This window comes from Streptomyces rectiverticillatus (genome assembly GCF_013394065.1).
In the GTDB taxonomy this organism is placed as follows: Bacteria; Actinomycetota; Actinomycetes; order Streptomycetales; family Streptomycetaceae; genus Streptomyces; species Streptomyces rectiverticillatus.
The window spans coordinates 5451560-5468583 of record NZ_CP040752.1 but is presented as its reverse complement, the minus strand read 5'-3'; the positions used below and the strand labels follow the sequence as shown (position 1 = coordinate 5468583).

Below are 17024 nucleotides of genomic sequence, written 5' to 3'. Positions count from 1 at the left end.
CCCGCACCGAACGCCATGGTTGACTACGGACCGTGACTGACACCGGCGCGCACTTCTGGCGGAGGGTCCATCTGGACCTGGTCCGCTACGCGGGCTGCGTCTGTCGTCCGTCCTGCTGATCCGCATCCCCTCCGCGCGGCCTGCGTGGGCGCTCTGTGCGCCGGCCGCCGCGCGCTCCTTCGCGATCACTCAGGACGGTTCCCGTGTTCCTTCCCCTGCCCACGCCCGTGCCCGGCTCCTCCACGGTCTCCCCCGGCTCCCCCGGCGCGCCCTCCGAGGCCGACCTGCTCGCCTTCGCCCGGCGCGCAGCAGCCGACGCACAACTGGTCTCGTCCCTCCCGCTGGATCCCCGGGGCCGCACGTGGATGCGGCTGAACGGGCCGGGTGACAGCGAGGCCTGGCTGATCGGCTGGCCGCCCGGCACCGGCACCGGCTGGCACGACCACGGCGGTTCGCACGGCGCGTTCGCCACCGCCGGCGGCGTGCTGACCGAGCACTCGCTCGCGGCCCGGATGCCCACCGACGGCTGGAGGAGCCTGGAGCTGGCCGACGGCATCGACCGCGAGCGGCGCCTCTCCGAGGGCGAGGGCCGGGCCTTCGGAGCCCACCACGTGCACCAGGTGTTCAACACTTCGGCGGAGCAGCACGCGGTGTCCGTGCACGCGTACTATCCGCCGCTGCCGCTGATGAGGCGGTACAGCCGCAGCGGGCAGATGCTGCGGCTGGAGCAGGTCGAGTGGCCGGAGGAGTGGGCATGAGGGTCGAGGAGCTCCTGGCGGCCGCCCGGGAGGGCCTGGACCGGCTCGGCCCCGCCGAGGCCTCGGCCGCCCAGGCCGGGGGCGCGCTGCTGGTGGACATCCGCTACGCGGCACTGCGGGAGCGCGACGGGCTCGTCCCCGGTGCTCTGGTGGTGGAGCGCAACGAGCTGGAATGGCGGCTCGACCCGCAGTGCGAGCACCGCGCCGCCGAGGCGACCGGGCACGGCCTGAGGGTGGTCGTGATCTGCAACGAGGGCTACGCCTCCAGCCTGGCCGCAGCCTCCTTGCGCCTGCTGGGCCTGCATCGCGCCACGGACCTGGCGGGCGGTTTCCAGGCCTGGCGCGCGGCGGGCCTGCCGGTGGACACCGGGGACGTGACGGTGGCGGGGACGTGACGGTCGCCGGAACGATGTGACGGTCGCCGCGGCGGCATGACGGCGCCCGGCGGGCGGTGCCGCCGCGGGCCCTATACGTCCGGCAGGCAGTGGTCCAGCAGCTCCGGGTCCTCGCCCTCCTCCTCCAGCGCGCGGCGCACCACGCGCAGGGCGAGGCCCTCGGAATAGCCCTTGCGGGCGAGCATCCCGGCGAGGCGGCGCAACCGCTTCTCGCGGTCCAGCCCGCGGGTGGCGCGGAGCTTGCGCTCGACCAGATCGCGGGCGGTGCGCTCCTCCTGCTCGGCGTCGAGCCGCCCCACGGCCTCGTCGATCACGGCGGAGTCCACGCCCTTGGTGCGCAGCTCGCGCGCCAGGGCCCGCCGGGCCAGGCCCCGGCCGTGGTGCCGGGACTCGACCCAGGCCCCGGCGAACGCGGAGTCGTCGATCAGGCCCACGTCCTCGAAGCGGGACAGGACCTCCTCGGCGACCTCGTCCGGGATTCCCCGCTTGGCCAGGGCGTCCGCGAGCTGCTTGCGGGTGCGCGGGGTCCCGGTGAGCAGGCGCAGGCAGATCGCCCGCGCCTGCTCCTCGGGCCGCGGCGGTGCCCCGTCGTCCCCGGCCCTCGACGGGGAGGGGGCGCCACCGCCGGTACGGTCGTCCACGTCCGGTCCCGGCGGGTCTTCCCCGGCGCCCGGCCGGGGGTACTCCCATCGCCGTGTCATGGATCAGCTCTTGGCAGCCGTGGCCTTGGCCGCCTTCGCCGTGGACTTCGCCGGGGCGGGCAGGGACTTGGCCGGCTCGGCGGCCTCGGCGCCCGCGGCATCCGCGCCGGGCTCGCCCTCCTTCTTGTCCCCGGGCTTGACGCCCACGCCCAGCTTCTCCTTGATCTTCTTCTCGATCTCGTTGGCGAGGTCGGGGTTGTCCTTGAGGAAGTTGCGGGCGTTCTCCTTGCCCTGGCCGAGCTGGTCGCCCTCGTAGGTGTACCAAGCGCCGGCCTTGCGGATGAAGCCGTGCTCGACGCCCATGTCGATCAGGCCGCCCTCGCGGCTGATGCCCTGGCCGTAGAGGATGTCGAACTCGGCCTGCTTGAAGGGCGGTGCGACCTTGTTCTTGACGACCTTGCAGCGGGTGCGGTTGCCGACGGCCTCTGTGCCGTCCTTCAGGGTCTCGATGCGGCGGATGTCGATGCGCACCGAGGCGTAGAACTTCAGCGCCCGGCCACCGGTCGTGGTCTCGGGGGAGCCGAACATCACGCCGATCTTCTCGCGGAGCTGGTTGATGAAGATCGCGGTGGTCTTGGACTGGTTGAGCGCGCTGGTGATCTTCCGGAGCGCCTGGCTCATCAGCCGGGCCTGGAGACCCACGTGCGAGTCGCCCATCTCGCCCTCGATCTCCGCGCGCGGCACCAGGGCGGCGACGGAGTCGATGACGATCAGGTCGAGCGCGCCGGAGCGGACCAGCATGTCGACGATCTCGAGGGCCTGCTCGCCGTTGTCCGGCTGGGACAGGATGAGGTTGTCGATGTCGACGCCGAGCTTCTTGGCGTACTCGGGGTCCAGCGCGTGCTCGGCGTCCACGAAGGCCACCGTGCCGCCGGCGCGCTGCGCATTGGCCACGGCGTGCAGGGTCAGGGTCGTCTTACCGGAGGACTCCGGTCCGTAGATCTCCACCACACGGCCGCGCGGGAGCCCGCCGACGCCGAGGGCGACGTCGAGAGCGGTCGACCCGGTGGAGATCACCTCGATCGGCTCGTTCGGCCGCTCTCCGAGGCGCATCACGGCGCCCTTGCCGAATTGCCGTTCAATCTGTGCGAGCGCGGCGTCCAGCGCCTTCTCGCGGTCGGTGCCTGCCATGGGTTCCACCCGGTTTGCTTGAGTCGATCGCTTCACGTCCACGACGCTAACGCCTGCCACTGACAATGCGCCCGGGCGTCGCTCCCGCCTGTGGATAACCCGGCCCGCGAAGGGCCTGGGACACGGTCCCGCGTACGGACTCCACAGCGCCGGGGAACCCATAAGAATGGATGTTCGATTTTGCTGTCAAGCGCGCCACTCCGGGGCCGGCGCGACCTCGTAGCGCCTCACGTACGCGCCGAGGAAGGCCTGCAGCGTCGCCGTCGCCGGGATGGCCACCAGCGCTCCCACGGCCCCGAGCAGCGCGGCGCCCGCCACCACCGACCCGAAGGCGACGGCGGGGTGGATGTCGACGGTCCGCGCGGTGATGCGCGGCTGCAGCACGTAGTTCTCGAACTGCTGATAGACCACGACGAAGCCGAGCACCCAGACCGCGTACCAGGGGTTCACCGTGAAGGCGAGCAGCACGGGCAGGGTGCCCGCCAGGTAGGTGCCGATGGTCGGGATGAACTGGGAGACGAAGCCCACCCAGATCGCGAGGGCCGGTGCGTAGGGCACCCCGAGGATCACCAGCAGCACGTAGTGGGCGATGCCGGAGATCAGCGCCATCAGGCCGCGCGAGTAGATGTAGCCGCCGGTCTTGGCGACGGCGAGCTCCCAGGCACGCAGCACCTCGGCCTGCCGGCGGGGCGGCAGCACGGAGCACAGGGCACGGCGCAGCCGGGGTCCGTCGGCCGCGAAGTAGAACGAGAACAGCAGCACGGTCAGCAGCTGGAACAGCCCGCCCAGGACGGTGGCCGAGATGTCCAGGACGCCGCTGGCGCTGCTCTTCACGTACCGCTGGAGCCATTCCGAGTGCAGCAGGCTCTCCTGGACCGCGACGCGGGACAGGCTCGTGCGGAACACCCGGTTGACCCATTTGATCACCGAGTCGAGGTAGGAGGGGAAGTTCTCCACCATGGTCACGATCTGGTCGGCGAGCATCGAGCCGAGCAGGGCGAAGAAGCCCGCGACGACGACGGTGATGACGAGGAAGACCAGGCCCGTCGCGAGCCCGCGGCGCATGCCGCGGGCGGACAGCCGCGATACGGCCGGCTCGATGGCCAGGGCGAGGAAGAAGGCGATCAGGATGTTGAGCAGCAGGCCGATGAGCTGCTGGAAGGCCCAGACCGCCAGCATGAAGCAGGCGAGCAGGGCGAGCGCGGTCACCATCGCGCGGGGCAGCCAGCGCGGCATGGCGGTGCCGGTGTCGGACGGAGGCGGTGGGGCGGGTTCCGGAACGGGGTCGTCTGCCACGCCGCAAGTGTGGCCTACCGGATGAAACGGAACCCCGCGACAGCCACCCGGTATGTCACCGTCTGTCCTCGGGGACCTCCATCGCCCTGCACACCGCGCGCCACACGTCCTTGGCGTTCCAGCCGGCGTCCAGGGCCTCGTGCACCGTCCTCCCGCCCAGCTCGGACATCACGTGGTCACGTGCGAAGGAGTCGGCGTACGCCGCGCCGAAATGATTCGCCATCCGCTGCCAGAAAACCGTCAACCGCATGCGCCCAGTATCCCGCCCCTGAGGGTGCTGCCCGGCACGAGCCGCTGACCGGGGGCCGTTCCCCGCCCTACGGTCGGTGCATGGCCCGATCCGGAACATCCCCCGCAGTCCGTGCCGAACAGTTCATCTGGCTGACCGCCCGCGTCCTGGAGCAGCGGAGATTCGCCTTTCACTTCCTGGACGGTGACCCCGGCGCCGTGGAGGCCGCCCTGACGGCCTACCTCGGCGAGGACGGCGGGTACGGCTTCGCCCTGGAGCCGGATCTGCGCGGCCCGGTGAGCCAGCCGCTGCACACCGTCTACGCGCTGCGCGTCCTCGACGAGATCGGCCGCTGCGGCGACCGGCGCATGGAGCGCGTCTGCCGCTACCTGACGTCCGTCTCCACCTCCGACGGCGCGCTGCCCGCGCTCCACCCTTCGCTCCGCGGCTATCCGGCGGCCCCGTGGATCCCGGTGGTGGAGGACCCGCCGAGCGACCTGCTGGCCACCGGCCCCGTGGTGGGCCTGCTGCACCGCAACGAGGTCTGGCACGCGTGGCTGTTCCGGGCGACCGACTTCTGCTGGGCCGCGGTCGAGGCCCTCGGGAACGGGACGAGAACTCACCCGTACGAGGTAGAGGCGGCCGTCGCCTTCCTGGACGGGGCACCCGACCGGGCGCGTGCCCGTACCGCGGCCGAGCGCCTCGGCCGGGTCGTGCGGGAGCAGCGGCTGGCGGTCCTGGACCCCGCGCGCGTGGCCGACTACCCCGTCCCGGAGGGGTACGCACCGGGCGAGCACCACTTCCCGCACGACTTCGCCCCCGCCCCGGACTCGCTGGCCCGCCCCTGGTTCACCGATGCCGAGCTGGAGCGCTCGCTGGACTTCCTCGCCGCCTCGCAGCAGGAGGACGGCGGCTGGCCGATCCGCTGGCGCGAGTGGGCCCCCGGCACCCGCCTGGAGAGCCGGCCGATGGTGACCCTCGCCGCGCTGCTGACCCTTCGCGCGTACGCCCGCACCGTGTGACGGCCCGCACCGTGTGACGGCCCGCCCGTATGACGGCCGCCTCCGCCGTCCCTCCCCCGCCGCCCCCGTTCCGCCCGACCACCTGGGCTGACCTGCGGGTCCGGGGCATTGTCAGTGGTGCGGTGCACGATGGGTGGCATGGCGGACGAGACGGCGGCCGGTGCGGCGGCGGATGCGGACGGGGCCCTCGCGGGGTTCTCGCCGGCGACGCGCGCCTGGTTCACGGGAGCCTTCAGCGCGCCCACGGCGGCGCAGGAAGGGGCCTGGAGGGCCATCGGCGAGGGGTCGGACGTCCTGGTGGTCGCGCCGACGGGGTCCGGCAAGACGCTGGCGGCCTTTCTCGCCTCGCTCGACCGGCTGGCGAGCGTCCCGCCGCCGGCCGAGACCAGGAAGCGCTGCCGGGTGCTCTACGTGTCCCCCCTCAAGGCCCTCGCGGTGGATGTGGAGCGCAACCTCCGCAGCCCGCTGACCGGCATCCGGCAGGCGGCCGTCCGCCTGGGGCTGCCCGAGCCGGAGGTGCGCGTCGGGATCCGCTCCGGCGACACCCCGCCCGCCGAGCGCCGGGCCCTCGTCACCCGCCCGCCGGACATCCTGATCACGACCCCCGAGTCGCTCTTCCTGATGCTCACGTCCGCCGCCAGGGACGCACTCAAGGGCGTGGAGACCGTCATCCTCGACGAGGTGCACGCGGTCGCGGGCACCAAGCGGGGCGCCCACCTCGCCCTGTCCCTGGAGCGGCTCGACGCACTGCTGCCCCGCCCCGCGCGGCGCATCGGCCTCTCCGCGACGGTCCGGCCGGTGGACGAGGTGGCCCGCTATCTCTCACCGCAGCGGCGGGTGGAGATCGTCCAGCCGCCGTCCGGCAAGGAGTTCGACCTCTCGGTGGTCGTCCCGGTGCAGGATCTGGGGGAGCTGGGTGCGTCACCGGTCCAGGACGGCGGTGACGGCAAGGACAGGCCGTCCATCTGGCCCCATGTGGAGGAGCGGATCGCCGATCTCGTCCAGGCGCACCGTTCCACCATCGTCTTCGCCAACTCCCGCCGGCTGGCCGAGCGGCTGTGCAACCGGCTGAACGAGATCGCCTACGAGCGCGCCACGGGCGCGCCCCTGCCCGAGCACCACTCCCCCGCCGAGCTGATGGCCGAGTCCGGCGCGGCCAAGGGGGCGCCGCCGGTCCTCGCCCGCGCGCACCACGGCTCGGTCTCCAAGGAGCAGCGGGCCCTGGTCGAGGAAGACCTCAAGGCGGGCCGGCTGCCCGCCGTCGTCGCCACCTCCAGCCTGGAGCTGGGCATCGACATGGGCGCGGTGGACCTGGTCGTCCAGGTCGAGTCGCCGCCGTCGGTCGCCTCGGGGCTGCAGCGGGTAGGCCGCGCGGGCCACCAGGTCGGCGCGGTGTCCACGGGCGTCGTCTTCCCCAAGTACCGGGGAGACCTGGTGCAGGCGGCCGTGGTGACCGAGCGGATGCGCTCGGGGGGCATCGAGTCCCTGCGGGTGCCCGCCAATCCGCTGGACGTCCTGGCCCAGCAGATCGTCGCCATGGTCTCCGTCGACACCTGGGGCGTGGAGGAGCTACTGGCCCTGGTGCGGCGGGCCGCCCCCTTCGCCTCCCTGCCGGAGTCCGCCTACACGGCGGTGCTCGACATGCTCGCGGGCCGCTATCCGTCCGACGCCTTCGCCGAACTGCGGCCGCGCCTGGTGTGGGACCGCGTCGCCGGTACGGTCACGGGACGCCCGGGCGCGCAGCGGCTCGCCGTCACCTCCGGCGGCACCATCCCCGACCGCGGGCTGTTCGGCGTCTTCCTGGCCGGCGCCGAATCCAAGGAGGGCGCCAAGGGCGGGCGCCGGGTCGGCGAGCTGGACGAGGAGATGGTCTACGAGTCGCGCGTGGGCGACGTCTTCACCCTGGGCACCACCTCGTGGCGGATCGAGGACATCACGCGCGACCGCGTCCTCGTCACCCCCGCGCCCGGCGTCCCGGGACGGCTGCCGTTCTGGAAGGGCGACCAGCTGGGGCGCCCCCTCGAGCTGGGCCGCGCCCTGGGCGCCTTCCTGCGCGAGGTCGGTTCCGCGGACGCTGACGCCGCCCGCGAGCGGCTCGCCTCCGCAGGCCTCGACACCTGGGCGGCGGACAACGTCCTGGCCTACCTGAGCGAGCAGCGCCAGGCGTGCGGACACGTCCCGGACGACCGGACCATCGTCGTGGAGCGCTTCCGCGATGAGCTCGGCGACTGGCGCGTCGTCGTCCACTCGCCCTTCGGCGCCCAGGTGCACGCCCCCTGGGCACTGGCCCTGGGCGCCCGCCTCGCCGAGCGGTACGGCATGGACGCCCAGGTGATGCACGCCGACGACGGCATCGTGCTGCGGCTGCCCGACGCCGACCTCATGGGCCTCGACCTGCTGGATACCGACCCCCTCCGCAAGGGCACGGAGTACGACGGCGAGCAGTCGCCCGTCGGCGCCGCGGACGTCACCTTCGACAAGGGCGAGATCGACCAGATCGTCACCGACCAGGTCGGGGGATCGGCCCTGTTCGCCGCCCGCTTCCGCGAGTGCGCCGCCCGGGCCCTGCTGCTTCCCCGGCGCAACCCCGGCAAGCGCACCCCGCTGTGGCAGCAGCGCCAGCGCGCCGCCCAGCTGCTGCAGGTCGCCGGGGAGTTCGGTTCGTTCCCGATCATCCTGGAGGCCGTCCGCGAGTGCCTCCAGGACGTCTTCGACGTCCCCGGTCTCACCGAGCTCATGGGCGACATCGAATCGCGCCGTGTCCGGCTGGTGGAGGTGACCACCCCGGAGCCGTCGCCGTTCGCCCGCTCGCTGCTCTTCGGCTACGTCGCCCAGTTCCTCTACGAGGGCGACTCGCCGCTCGCGGAGCGCCGTGCCGCCGCCCTGTCGCTGGACTCGCGGCTGCTCGCCGAGCTCCTGGGGCAGGCCGAGCTGCGCGAGCTGCTCGACTCGGAGGTGCTGGCCGAGCTGGAGCGCGAGCTGCAGTGGCTGACGGAGGACCGGCGCGCCAAGGACCGCGAAGGCGTCGCCGACCTGCTGCGCCTGCTGGGCCCGCTGACCGACGCCGGCCTCGCCGAGCGCGGCGCCGACCCGGCCTGGGTGCGGGAGCTGGCGGAGTCCCGGCGCGCCGTCCGCGTACGGATCGCCGGGGAGGAGCGCTGGGCGGCCGTCGAGGATGCGGGGCGGCTGCGCGACGCCCTGGGTACGGCCCTGCCCGTCGGCGTCCCCGAGGCGTTCACCGAGCCCGTCAAGGACCCCCTGGGCGATCTCCTCGCCCGGTACGCCCGCACCCACGGCCCCTTCACCTCGGCCGAGGCCGCCGCCCACTTCGGCCTGGGAACGGCCGTGACCGACGGCGCGCTGCAGCGCCTCATGGCCGGCGGCCGCGTCGTCCAGGGCGAGTTCCACCCCTCCGGCATCGGCCAGGAGTGGTGCGACGCGGCGGTCCTGCGCAGGCTGCGCCGCCGTTCCCTCGCGGCACTGCGGCACGAGCTGGAGCCGGTACCGCCCGCCGCGCTGGCCGCGTTCCTCCCCCAGTGGCAGCACGTCGGCACTCACAGCCTGCGCGGCGCCGACGGACTGCTGCGCGCGGTCGAGCAGTTGCAGGGCGCGCCGGTCCCGGCGTCGGCCCTGGAGAAGCTGGTACTCCCCGGCCGCGTGCGCGACTTCTCCCCGGCCATGCTCGACGAACTCACCGCGGCGGGCGAGGTGGTGTGGGCCGGAGCCGGCGCCCTCCCCGGCAAGGACGGCTGGGTGTCCCTGCTGCTCGCCGACGCGGCCCCGCTGCTGCTGCCCGCTCCCCACCCGCTGGAGCTCTCCCCCGTGCACCAGGCGGTGCTCGACGCGCTCTCCGGCGGCTACGGCCTGTTCTTCCGCCAGATCGCCGAGCGCGTGCGCGCCGCCGTCCCCGACGTCACGGAGCCGCAGATCGCCGATGCCCTGTGGGACCTCGCCTGGTCCGGCAGGCTCACCAACGACACCCTCGCCCCGCTGCGCGCCCTCCTCGGCTCGGGGCGGACGGCGGGCTCCACGGCGCACCGCGCCAAGCGCGCGGTGCCTCGCGGCCGTTACGGCTCCTTCACGGCGCGCGGCGGCCTGCCCACCACGCCGACCGCCTCCCGCGGGGGCCCTCCCACGGTCGCGGGCCGCTGGGCCCTGCTGCCCGAGCACGAGCCCGACGCCACGCACCGCGCCCACGCCCTGGCCCGTACGCTCCTCGACCGGCACGGGGTCGTCACCCGCGGGGCGGTGGCCGCCGAGGGCGTGGAGGGCGGCTTCTCCGCCGCGTACCGCGTGCTGTCCGTCTTCGAGGAGAGCGGCCAGGCGCGCCGCGGCTATGTGGTCGAGGGCCTGGGGGCCGCGCAGTTCGCCATGGACGGCGCCGTCGACCGGCTGCGGGCCGCGAGCACGGCCCGCGACCGGGCGGCCGGAGGCACCCCCGCCGCCGCGACCGGCATGCCGTGGGAGGCTCCGTCCGCGGCCCCCCGCCGCACCCGGGCCGTCGTCCTCGCCGCGGCCGACCCCGCCAACGCCTACGGTGCGGCGCTCCCCTGGCCCGAGCCGCCCGCCGGTGCCACCCACAAGCCGGGGCGCAAGGCGGGCTCCCTGGTCGTGCTCCTCGACGGCGCCCTCGCCCTGTACGTGGAGCGTGGCGGCAAGACCCTGCTCGCCTGGCCGCAGCAGGAGGGAGCCGAGACGGCCGACGCGGACGACCCGGGGCTGCGCGAGGCGGCCGAGGCGCTGGCCGGGGCAGCCCGCGCGGGCGCGCTCGGCACCGTCACCGTCGAGCGCATCAACGGCGCAGCCGCGCTGTCCTCCCCCCTGGGCCCCCTGCTGGAGGCGGCGGGCTTCCACGCCACGCCCAAGGGCCTGCGCCTGCGCGCGCCCTGAGGCGGTGAAGGACGAGAACGGACCCGAGAGGGAAGGGCGGAAGGGAAGGACGGAGGAGCGCATGCCCGAAGGAGACACCGTCTGGCGCACCGCGCGGGAGCTCGACCGCGCCCTGGCCGGCGCCCCGCTGGTCCGCTCCGACCTGCGCGTCCCCTCGCTGGCCACCGTCGACCTCACCGGCCGCCGCGTTACCGAGGTCCTCCCCCGCGGCAAGCACCTGCTCACGCGCGTGGAAGGCGGCCTGACCCTGCACTCGCACCTGAGGATGGACGGCGCCTGGCGCGTGTACGCCGCCGGCGAGCGGTGGCGCGGCGGCCCCGGGCACCAGATCCGCGCCGTGCTGGCCACCGCCGACCGCACCGCCGTGGGGTACCGCCTGCCCGTGCTGGAGCTGCTGCGCACCGCCGACGAGAGCTCGGTGGTCGGCCACCTGGGCCCGGATCCCCTGGGCCCCGGCTGGGATGCGGAGGAGGCGCTGCGCCGGCTGCTCGCCGACGCGGGGCGGCCCGTGGGCGAGGCCCTGCTCGACCAGCGCAACCTCGCCGGCATCGGCAATGTCTACAAGTCGGAGCTCTGCTTCCTGCTCCGGATCTCCCCCTGGCTGCCCGTCCGCGACGTCCCCGCCCCCGAGCGCCTGCCCGCCCTCGCCAGAAGGCTCCTGGAGGCCAACAAGGCGCGCACCGCCCGCATCACCACCGGCGATCCGCGCCCCGACCACCGGGTGTGGGTGTACGGCCGCGCCGGGCGGCCCTGCCGCCGCTGCGGCACACCGCTGCGCACGGCGGACCAGGGGGAGCCGGGTCAAGAGCGCGTGACGTACTGGTGCCCCGCCTGCCAGCCCGGCCCCGCGCCCGGGCACACCGGATGATTAAGCCGAACGAGTGAAGCCCTGCACTCCGTCGGGATCCACTCTCATACCCATACCGCCTCATACTCATACCGCCCCCTCACGCCTACCGTCCCCGTCCACGACCATCCCGGCCGTCCTCACGACCGGCCGGCCCCGCCGCGCCGCCGGCACGCCCACGCCACCCGCCCCACCCGTGCGGCCACGGCGCCCAGGAGCCCCTCCCGGGCGTCACGCCGTCTCCAGGGGCCGCAGTGCACCGGCAGCAGGCTCAGACCCCATCCGCCGGCGAGGACGAGCCCGTCTACGGGCCCCGACCGCCCCGGCTGGACGAGCAGCCTCAGCAGAGCCCACCACCACACACCGCCGGCGACGAGCGCCGCCACCCGCCCCAGCAGGGCGTACGGCCGACGGCAGCCCCAGACATCACGCCGGACCATGGCTGCCTCCTTCGGCCGACGCTAGACCGGCTTCCCCTGGCGTGGGAGAGCGCGCCGGAAGCCGGAAGCGGCGCACTGCACGCCCGTTCGCGCCCTGCGACGCTGGCGGTCAGCCGGAGTCCCCGCCCCGCAGCCGCGCCAGCTCCTGCTCCAGCTCCGTGATCCTGCGGTCGCGCTGGTGCAGGTCGACGATCAGCCGCTGCTCGCCCTCGTGGGTGCCCTCCTGGTACACCCGGCGCACGAAGGTGCCGGCCGTGGTCTGGTCGAGGTCCGTGAGCACCATCAGCTCGTTCGTGAAGCGGATCACCGGGTGCTCGTCCATGTCCCCAGGAGAGCGCGGCCGGGCCGCGGGCGCCACCGGAGGCGGACCCGGCGGAACGGAAGCCCACAGGAAGCCCACCGGGACCCGGGCACCGGCACCGGAGCCCCGGGCCGGAGCCCCAGGCCGGAGCCCCGGCACGACGGATCCCCCGGGCTCCGGCGCCCGGGGGATCCCGTCTCCGCTCCGTCGGGGGTCTCTCCCCGGCGTCGTCAGGCGTTCTCCGCCTGGAACATCCAGTGGTGCTTCTCGAGGTCGCCGGTCAGACCGATCAGGAGGTCCTGAGTGACCGGGTCCGGCTCCTCGGTGGCGCGGATGCGCTCCCGCATCCGGGTGATCACCGCGCCGAGCGCGGAAACGAGGGTCTGTACGGCCTCGGTGTCCTTGCACCAGCCACCGCCGACCGGGTCGATGCCGCTGGTCTTGGCGACGGTCTCGGCGCGCCCGTCCGGCGCGACGCCGAGGGCCGAGGCGCGCTCGGCGACGGTGTCGGCGTGCACGCGGGCGCTCGCGACGACTTCGTCCAACTGCAGGTGGACCGAACGGAAGCGGGGGCCCACGACGGTCCAGTGCACCTGCTTGGCCACCAGCGAGAGGTCCACCAGGTCGACCAGGGCGCCCTGGAGGGCGTCCCCCACGGTCTTGCGATCCTGCTCGGACAGCGAGCTCTTGACGACAGACATCCAGGTTCTCCCCATCTCAACGGTTTGGCCCGTTTGTTCCGTGTTGTTCGTCTTTTTATCCGCCTTCCCGTCGGTCCGCCATCGCACACCACCGCAAATCCACCCGGACCGGACGGCTCCGGGAAACACGAAATCCCGGTCGGAGATCCGACCGGGATTTCACGGAAAACGCCTGTCAGGCCGCGACCACGTCCACGGCCTCGGCGGGAGCCTTGATCGTGACTCGCTCGCCCGGCACGCCCGTCACGGACACCGCATTGAACATCGGCCGCATCGGCGCGGGTACCGGCTCGCTCGCCGCTGCCGACTGCGCCAGCTCGGCGAGCGACAATTCATCGCTGACCTCGCGCATGACCTCGGACATCCGTACGTCCAGAGCGTCGCAGATTGCGGAGAGAAGCTCGGAGGACGCCTCTTTCTGCCCCCGCTCGACCTCGGAGAGGTAACCGAGCGAGACCCGGGCGGATGAGGAGACCTCGCGCAGAGTGCGGCCCTGGCGCTGGCGCTGCCGACGCAGCACGTCACCCAGCAGGCGACGGAGCAGAATCATCGGTGGCTCCCTCCTTGGACCGCGAATCCGGATCCTTCACGCCCCACCGTACCGCCTCGGGCTCCGGCCGTGCGGGGAGCTATGTCGTGTTCACTCAGGGCTGCAAACATCCATTCCCCCCGTTGTGTTCCGTATCCTTTGCGCCCACGTTTTCCGTCAGTTCGTTCAGCAGCAGTTCCAGCACCGACCGGACGCTCTCCGACCGGATCCGGGAGCGCTCCCCGTCCAGCGAGAGCTCACGCACCCGGGTGCGGTCCCCCGGCCCTGCGACGGCCACAAAGACCGTCCCGACGGGCTTGCCGTCCTGGGGTTCGGGACCGGCGACACCGGTCGTGGCGAGCCCCCAGTCGGCGCCCAGCAGCGCACGGACGCCGTGGGCCATCTGCCGGGCCACGTCGCCGTCCACGGCGCCGCGCCCGGCGAGCAGTTCCCCGTCCACGCCCAGTACCGCGGCCTTGACCTCGGTGGCGTAGGCCGTGACCGACCCGCGCACCGAGCGGGACGCGCCGGGCGCCGCGGTCAGCTCCGCCGCGACCAGGCCTCCGGTGAGCGACTCGGCGACGGCGACGGTCTCACCGCGCGCCACCAGTGCGGCCAGGACCGCCGACGCCGCCGGGGCGTACGTGCCGCCCGCCGCGCTCATCGGGACGCGGTCCCGCGGTTGCCGGCGCCGGCCGCGGCCCGGCCGGCCCTGCGCAGCACGACGGCCTGCTTCACGTAGTCGAACCCCGTGGCCACCGTCAACACCACGGCCACCGCCATCACCCAGAAGCGAGCGGTGGCCAGTGCCCCGGTCAGCGCCAGGATGTACATCCCGACGGCGACGCCCTGCGCGAGGGTCTTCATCTTGCCGCCGCGGCTGGCCGGGATGACGCCGTGCTTGATCACCCAGAACCGCATCAGCGTGATGCCGATCTCGCGGAAGAGGATCACGCCGGTGACCCACCACCACAGGTCGCCCAGCGCGGACAGGCAGATCAGAGCCGCACCCATGATCGCCTTGTCCGCGATCGGGTCGGCGATCTTGCCGAAGTCCGTGACCAGGTTGTACGTCCGGGCCAGATGACCGTCGAAGAGATCGGTGATCATGGCGATGGCGAAGGCGGCCCAGGCGAAGGAGCGCCAGGCCGGGTCGTAGCCGCCGTTGTGGAGCATCAGCAGCACGAACCCGGGCACGAGCAGCAGCCGCACCATGGTGAGGATGTTGGCGATGTTCCACAGCCCGGCCTGCCGTACGGCTGCCGCCGGGGCATGGCCTCCGGTGGCGGAGGCCGGGACTCCGGTCATCTGCCCGCCTCCTCGGTACACCCTCCGTCGCCGAGCGGTTCGGCGACGAGGTCGACACCCTCGCTCGCCACCACCTTGGCCAGGACCATACGGCCGGGGACGAGGTCCGGGCCGGTGCCGAGCAGGACCTGGCCGTCGGTCTCGGGCGCCTGGTGCGCGGCCCGGCCGATCACGCCGTCCTCCTCGTCCACACGGTCGACCATCACCTCAATGGTCTCTCCGATCCGCTCCTCCGCGCGCTGCGCGGTGAGCTCCTCGGCGAGCCGGGAGATGTGCGCGAGGCGCTCGGCGACCGTCTCCGGGTCGAGCTTGTGGTCGTAGGTGGCCGCTTCGGTGCCGTCCTCGTCGGAGTAGCCGAAGACGCCGATGGCGTCCAGGCGGGCTCCGGTCAGGAAACGTTCCAGCTCAGCGACGTCCTCCTCGGTCTCACCGGGGAAGCCGACGATGAAGTTGGAGCGGGCGCCGGCCTGCGGGGCCTTGGCCCGGATCTGGTCGAGCAGCTCCAGGAAGCGGTCGGTGTCGCCGAAGCGGCGCATGGCGCGCAGCACGCCGGGGGCCGAGTGCTGGAAGGACAGGTCGAAGTAGGGCGCGACCTTCTCGGTGGAGGTCAGCACGTCGATCAGACCCGGCCGCATCTCCGCGGGCTGCAGGTAGCTGACCCGGATGCGCTCCAGGCCGTCGACGGCCGCCAGCTCGGGCAGCAGCGTCTCCAGCAGGCGGATGTCGCCGAGGTCCTTGCCGTAGGAGGTGTTGTTCTCCGAGACCAGCATGATCTCCTTCACGCCCTGCTCCGCGAGCCAGCGCGTCTCGCCCAGCACGTCGGAGGGGCGGCGGGAGATGAAGGAGCCGCGGAAGGAGGGGATCGCGCAGAAGGAGCACCGCCGGTCGCAGCCGGAGGCAAGCTTCACGGACGCGACGGGGCTGGACTCCAGCCGGCGGCGCAGCGGCGCACGCGGCCCGGAGGCCGGGGCCACGCCCTCGGGCAGGTCGTCGGGAGGGGTGTCCTGGGCGTGCCCCGGGAGGGCCACGTCGGCGCTCTGCCGCGCGGCGGGGCTGATCGGCAGCAGCTTGCGGCGGTCGCGCGGGGTGTGGGAGGCGTGGACGCCGCCGGAGAGGATGGTCTGGAGCCGGTCGGAGATGTCGGCGTAGTCGTCGAAGCCGAGCACGCCGTCGGCCTCGGGCAGCGCCTCGGCGAGCTCGTTGCCGTACCGCTCGGCCATGCAGCCGACGGCGACCACGGCCTGGGTGCGCCCGTGGTCCTTGAGGTCGTTGGCCTCCAGGAGGGCGTCGACGGAGTCCTTCTTCGCGGCCTCGACGAAGCCACAGGTGTTGACGACGGCCACATCGGCGTCGGCGGCGTCCTCCACGAGGTCCCAGCCATCCGCCGCCAAGCGGCCTGCCAGCTCCTCCGAGTCCACCTCGTTACGGGCGCAGCCAAGTGTGACAAGAGCGACGGTACGGCGTTCGGGCATAGGGCTCAGCCTACTTTGTCCCGGAGCCCCATCCGCTGCCGAGGCTCCCGGCGGCGCCGGTGGGCCACGAGAGAACGATCACCCGGCGGCGCGTCCCCCAGCCGTCCGCGCCCGCCCTCCGCCGCAGGTCAGCCCGCTACGGGGTCTCCCTTGGTGTAGCTGAGGCGCTGGACTTGGCCCTTGTCTCCGACATTCTTGACCTCCTTGCCGTTCACGAACAGCCGAACGGCCCCGGCGTTGCCGAGAACAAGATCGATCCGGGTGTTGTCGGTGAAGGTCTTGGAATCGCCCTGCTTGAGGACGCCCTCCTCCAGCAGCCGGCCGTTGTGATCCTTGGCGGACATCCAGGTCTGGCCGTTCTCGGCGGCGAGCTTGACGGTGACCTTGTTGGCCGGCGCCCCGGCGATGGCCTTGCCCGAGGGCTCCGCCTTCGGGTCGGCCGGCTTGCCCGAGGGCAGCTTCCGGCTCGGCGAGGCGGAGGGCTTGGCGGAGGGCGAGTCCGCGGCGACGGAGCCGTTGGTGCTCTTGGCGCCGCCGTTGAAGAGCGTGAAGCCGACGAAGCCGACGACGGCCACGATCGCGGCGACCATCGCCGCCGTCCAGTTGGGCCGGCGGGGCTCGGGGCGGATGCGCTCGGCGTCGAAGACGGGTGCCGCGGGGGTCGGCACGGGGCGCCCGCCGCGCTCGGCGTCGTAGCGCGCGAGCAGCTCGGCCGGGTCGAGCCCGACGGTGACCGCCAGGGTGCGGATGTGCCCACGTGCGTAGACGTCTCCGCCGCAGCGCGAGAAGTCGTCCTGTTCGATCGCGTGCAGGATCGGGATGCGCACGCGGGTGGTGGAGCTGACCTCGTCGACGGTCAGTCCGGCGCTGATACGGGCCTGCTGGAGAGCCCGGCCGATCGACGGCCGGTCGTCTGCTTCTGCGTCTGCGGAGGAGTTGCCGATGGACACGTGGGCGCCTTTCGAGCGTGTAGCCACCTGCTGGGAGTTCAGTCTAGGGGGGAT

The 17024-nt window shown here is 73.3% G+C and carries 18 protein-coding genes; 6 read left to right on the top strand and 12 right to left on the bottom strand.

Annotated features, from left to right (window positions below; genetic code table 11):
- Positions 1–32: 32 nt before the first annotated feature.
- The 3 genes from FGW37_RS34195 (at position 33) to FGW37_RS24000 (ending at position 1153) form a co-directional block, all read left to right on the top strand.
- Positions 33–119, top strand: a complete 87-nt coding sequence (locus FGW37_RS34195) for a putative leader peptide (RefSeq protein WP_356287137.1) — start codon at positions 33–35, stop codon at positions 117–119.
- A gap of 84 nt (positions 120–203) precedes the next feature.
- Positions 204–758: a cupin domain-containing protein gene (locus tag FGW37_RS24005; protein ID WP_425506585.1), complete on the top strand. Its 555-nt coding sequence runs from the start codon at positions 204–206 to the stop codon at positions 756–758.
- Positions 755–1153: a rhodanese-like domain-containing protein gene (locus tag FGW37_RS24000; protein ID WP_179082931.1), complete on the top strand. Its 399-nt coding sequence runs from the start codon at positions 755–757 to the stop codon at positions 1151–1153. Before FGW37_RS24005 ends, FGW37_RS24000 begins: the two co-directional genes overlap by 4 nt.
- Positions 1154–1224: 71 nt before the next feature.
- Here the strand turns inward: FGW37_RS24000 and recX are convergent, their stop codons facing one another.
- The 4 genes from recX to FGW37_RS23980 form a co-directional block, all read right to left on the bottom strand.
- Positions 1225–1854, bottom strand: coding sequence for a recombination regulator RecX (gene recX / locus FGW37_RS23995; protein ID WP_179082930.1), 630 nt, complete (start codon positions 1852–1854; stop codon positions 1225–1227).
- A 3-nt stretch (positions 1855–1857) separates the two neighbouring features.
- On the bottom strand, positions 1858–2985 hold the full coding sequence (recA, locus tag FGW37_RS23990) for a recombinase RecA (protein WP_179082929.1): 1128 nt from the start codon (positions 2983–2985) through the stop codon (positions 1858–1860).
- Between the two features lie 186 nt (positions 2986–3171).
- Positions 3172–4221 (bottom strand): AI-2E family transporter, encoded by a 1050-nt coding sequence (locus FGW37_RS23985; protein WP_179084879.1) that lies wholly within the window; start codon positions 4219–4221, stop codon positions 3172–3174.
- A 115-nt stretch (positions 4222–4336) separates the two neighbouring features.
- A complete protein-coding gene (locus FGW37_RS23980) occupies positions 4337–4531 on the bottom strand; it encodes a DUF3046 domain-containing protein (protein WP_058047245.1) in 195 nt (64 codons plus the stop codon).
- 80 nt (positions 4532–4611) lie between these two features.
- Between FGW37_RS23980 and FGW37_RS23975 the strand changes: the two genes are divergently transcribed.
- The 3 genes from FGW37_RS23975 (at position 4612) to FGW37_RS23965 (ending at position 11290) form a co-directional block, all read left to right on the top strand.
- Positions 4612–5532, top strand: coding sequence for a hypothetical protein (locus FGW37_RS23975; RefSeq protein ID WP_179082928.1), 921 nt, complete (start codon positions 4612–4614; stop codon positions 5530–5532).
- 138 nt (positions 5533–5670) lie between these two features.
- Complete coding sequence (locus FGW37_RS23970) at positions 5671–10422, top strand: ATP-dependent helicase (RefSeq protein ID WP_218650598.1); 4752 nt, start codon at positions 5671–5673, stop codon at positions 10420–10422.
- 61 nt (positions 10423–10483) lie between these two features.
- Positions 10484–11290: a DNA-formamidopyrimidine glycosylase family protein gene (locus tag FGW37_RS23965; RefSeq protein WP_179082926.1), complete on the top strand. Its 807-nt coding sequence runs from the start codon at positions 10484–10486 to the stop codon at positions 11288–11290.
- A 119-nt stretch (positions 11291–11409) separates the two neighbouring features.
- On the opposite strand, the gene FGW37_RS23960 is transcribed toward FGW37_RS23965, so the two are convergent.
- The 8 genes from FGW37_RS23960 to FGW37_RS23925 all read right to left on the bottom strand — a co-directional run bounded on the left by FGW37_RS23960 (position 11410) and on the right by FGW37_RS23925 (position 16970).
- Positions 11410–11709, bottom strand: a complete 300-nt coding sequence (locus tag FGW37_RS23960) for a hypothetical protein (protein ID WP_179082925.1) — start codon at positions 11707–11709, stop codon at positions 11410–11412.
- A gap of 109 nt (positions 11710–11818) precedes the next feature.
- Positions 11819–12031, bottom strand: a complete 213-nt coding sequence (locus tag FGW37_RS23955; RefSeq protein ID WP_168091932.1) for a hypothetical protein — start codon at positions 12029–12031, stop codon at positions 11819–11821.
- A 209-nt stretch (positions 12032–12240) separates the two neighbouring features.
- Positions 12241–12711 (bottom strand): Dps family protein, encoded by a 471-nt coding sequence (locus FGW37_RS23950; protein ID WP_179082924.1) that lies wholly within the window; start codon positions 12709–12711, stop codon positions 12241–12243.
- A gap of 175 nt (positions 12712–12886) precedes the next feature.
- On the bottom strand, positions 12887–13261 hold the full coding sequence (locus FGW37_RS23945) for a helix-turn-helix domain-containing protein (RefSeq protein ID WP_179082923.1): 375 nt from the start codon (positions 13259–13261) through the stop codon (positions 12887–12889).
- A 94-nt stretch (positions 13262–13355) separates the two neighbouring features.
- Complete coding sequence (locus tag FGW37_RS23940; RefSeq protein WP_179082922.1) at positions 13356–13904, bottom strand: CinA family protein; 549 nt, start codon at positions 13902–13904, stop codon at positions 13356–13358.
- Positions 13901–14548 carry a CDP-diacylglycerol--glycerol-3-phosphate 3-phosphatidyltransferase gene (gene pgsA, locus FGW37_RS23935; protein ID WP_179082921.1) on the bottom strand — a complete coding sequence of 216 codons (648 nt, stop codon included), beginning with the start codon at positions 14546–14548 and terminating at the stop codon, positions 13901–13903. The genes FGW37_RS23940 and pgsA overlap by 4 nt, the downstream gene beginning before the upstream one ends.
- Positions 14545–16020, bottom strand: a complete 1476-nt coding sequence (rimO, locus tag FGW37_RS23930; protein WP_179082920.1) for a 30S ribosomal protein S12 methylthiotransferase RimO — start codon at positions 16018–16020, stop codon at positions 14545–14547. The genes pgsA and rimO overlap by 4 nt, the downstream gene beginning before the upstream one ends.
- Positions 16021–16148: 128 nt before the next feature.
- Positions 16149–16970, bottom strand: coding sequence for a helix-turn-helix domain-containing protein (locus FGW37_RS23925; RefSeq protein WP_179082919.1), 822 nt, complete (start codon positions 16968–16970; stop codon positions 16149–16151).
- Between the last annotated feature and the right edge of the window lie 54 nt (positions 16971–17024).

Bases quoted from the DNA above. Each gene is read 5' to 3' on its own strand.
- FGW37_RS24000 (WP_179082931.1), top strand. From the start codon at position 755: ATGAGGGTCGAGGAGCTCCTGGCGGCCGCCCGGGAGGGCCTGGACCGG.
- recX (WP_179082930.1), bottom strand. From the start codon at position 1,854: ATGACACGGCGATGGGAGTACCCCCGGCCGGGCGCCGGGGAAGACCCG.
- recA (WP_179082929.1), bottom strand. From the start codon at position 2,985: ATGGCAGGCACCGACCGCGAGAAGGCGCTGGACGCCGCGCTCGCACAG.
- FGW37_RS23985 (WP_179084879.1), bottom strand. From the start codon at position 4,221: ATGCCGCGCTGGCTGCCCCGCGCGATGGTGACCGCGCTCGCCCTGCTC.
- FGW37_RS23980 (WP_058047245.1), bottom strand. From the start codon at position 4,531: ATGCGGTTGACGGTTTTCTGGCAGCGGATGGCGAATCATTTCGGCGCG.
- FGW37_RS23975 (WP_179082928.1), top strand. From the start codon at position 4,612: ATGGCCCGATCCGGAACATCCCCCGCAGTCCGTGCCGAACAGTTCATC.
- FGW37_RS23970 (WP_218650598.1), top strand. From the start codon at position 5,671: ATGGCGGACGAGACGGCGGCCGGTGCGGCGGCGGATGCGGACGGGGCC.
- FGW37_RS23965 (WP_179082926.1), top strand. From the start codon at position 10,484: ATGCCCGAAGGAGACACCGTCTGGCGCACCGCGCGGGAGCTCGACCGC.
- FGW37_RS23960 (WP_179082925.1), bottom strand. From the start codon at position 11,709: ATGGTCCGGCGTGATGTCTGGGGCTGCCGTCGGCCGTACGCCCTGCTG.
- FGW37_RS23955 (WP_168091932.1), bottom strand. From the start codon at position 12,031: ATGGACGAGCACCCGGTGATCCGCTTCACGAACGAGCTGATGGTGCTC.
- FGW37_RS23950 (WP_179082924.1), bottom strand. From the start codon at position 12,711: ATGTCTGTCGTCAAGAGCTCGCTGTCCGAGCAGGATCGCAAGACCGTG.
- FGW37_RS23945 (WP_179082923.1), bottom strand. From the start codon at position 13,261: ATGATTCTGCTCCGTCGCCTGCTGGGTGACGTGCTGCGTCGGCAGCGC.
- FGW37_RS23940 (WP_179082922.1), bottom strand. From the start codon at position 13,904: ATGAGCGCGGCGGGCGGCACGTACGCCCCGGCGGCGTCGGCGGTCCTG.
- pgsA (WP_179082921.1), bottom strand. From the start codon at position 14,548: ATGACCGGAGTCCCGGCCTCCGCCACCGGAGGCCATGCCCCGGCGGCA.
- rimO (WP_179082920.1), bottom strand. From the start codon at position 16,020: ATGCCCGAACGCCGTACCGTCGCTCTTGTCACACTTGGCTGCGCCCGT.